This is a genomic window from Roseospira marina (assembly GCF_014197855.1).
Classification (GTDB): Bacteria; Pseudomonadota; Alphaproteobacteria; order Rhodospirillales; family Rhodospirillaceae; genus Rhodospira; species Rhodospira marina.
In genome coordinates this window covers 1-1247 of record NZ_JACIGJ010000053.1, presented here as the reverse complement: position 1 = coordinate 1247, position 1247 = coordinate 1, and the positions used below count along the sequence as shown (strand labels likewise).

Genomic DNA, 1247 nt, shown 5'->3' with positions numbered 1-1247 from the left:
AACGGGGCCTCCCTGGCAGTCTGTGTCGTGTCGCAACTACCAGTGTGTCAGGCCGTCCCGTTGTCCGCCCCTCCCCGATTTTCCGTCATGAACCTAAAAAAACGGCCGACAGTCCGCCAGCCGCTCAGCGCGCGCTTCCGGTCTGTCAGCCGTTTATGTCTGACTTCGATCCAACATGGGATCCGGAAATCCTCTTCCGTAGAGCCTAGATCGCCGGTTTGGCGGTCACGGCCGCCGTCGGGACCATGTCCGCAAGGCGGCGCTCGAAGGCCCGGGTTTCCGATTCGACGTGGTCACCGATACGAGGGCCATGGAAAGCCATTCCGTACCGGAAAAAGACCAGGAAGCGCAACATGACAGCGTCCTCCCAACCGAGGGGTGAGAAAAACGATCTCAACGACCGCTGTAATGAAGGTAGCAACTCGGTTCCGGTTCTGCAAGGGAAAAAGCGCACACGGTGCGCAAAACCGCGAAACCAACAATTTTTGCAATTGTCTATGATTAAAGATAGAAATATGCCCTTATTTCTGTGGGGATAAGGGGCGCCGCCCGATCAGCGGGGCCGGGATAAACCCCGGAATTCGTTGGCGATATTCGGCATATGCCCTCCCATGCAAACGCAGCAGGCGGTGCTCCTCGGCTGCCGCACCGACCACGAGGTAAACGGAGGCCCATAGCGCCGTCGCAAGTCCAAGTGGGTCCTGCGCGAGGCCCCAGACGATCAGCAGACCGGTCGCATAGAACGGATGGCGGACGTAGCGATGCGGCCCGTCGAGGCGCAGGTCTTCGTCCTCGGGCGCGTCCGGTTCGCGCAGTTGCCGGGTGCCGGCGAGCCGCGCCATGTCGTAGTAGCGCGCCGACCAGAGCATTAGCGCGACGCCCAGTCCCGTTATGTCGAACAGGGCCGCTCGCGCCCAGACGGGCAGGGGGAACGGGGGCGCCTCCCCCAACAGGAGGTGGCCGGCCGCGAACACCAGCGCAATGTGGACGGTGGCGACCGCGTTGTAGGCCAGTCGGTAGCTGTGCCCCAGCGTGTGCAGGCGTCGTTTCACGCTCGCGTTGGCGAGCACCGAATGGCCCAGCCCGAAGCTGGCCCAGGCCAGCGCGTAGAGACCGTGGGCAGCCCAATCCATGGCGGCGGGTCCTTATCCAGGGGGGAGGAGGCCGGCGGGGTCCAATCCGGATACATAGGTAACAGAACAGACCGGAGACATGGGTAACAGGTCGTCAAGATGGTCGCGGAGGTG

1 protein-coding gene is annotated in these 1247 nt (G+C 62.7%); it reads right to left on the bottom strand.

Annotated elements, in window-relative coordinates:
• Positions 1–521: 521 nt before the first annotated feature.
• Positions 522–1133 carry a methyltransferase family protein gene (locus GGD82_RS20755; protein WP_150064321.1) on the bottom strand — a complete coding sequence of 204 codons (612 nt, stop codon included), beginning with the start codon at positions 1131–1133 and terminating at the stop codon, positions 522–524.
• Positions 1134–1247 lie beyond the last annotated feature (114 nt).

Excerpts from the sequence above, each read along its gene's own strand:
- GGD82_RS20755 (WP_150064321.1), bottom strand. The coding sequence starts at position 1,133 with ATGGATTGGGCTGCCCACGGTCTCTACGCGCTGGCCTGGGCCAGCTTC.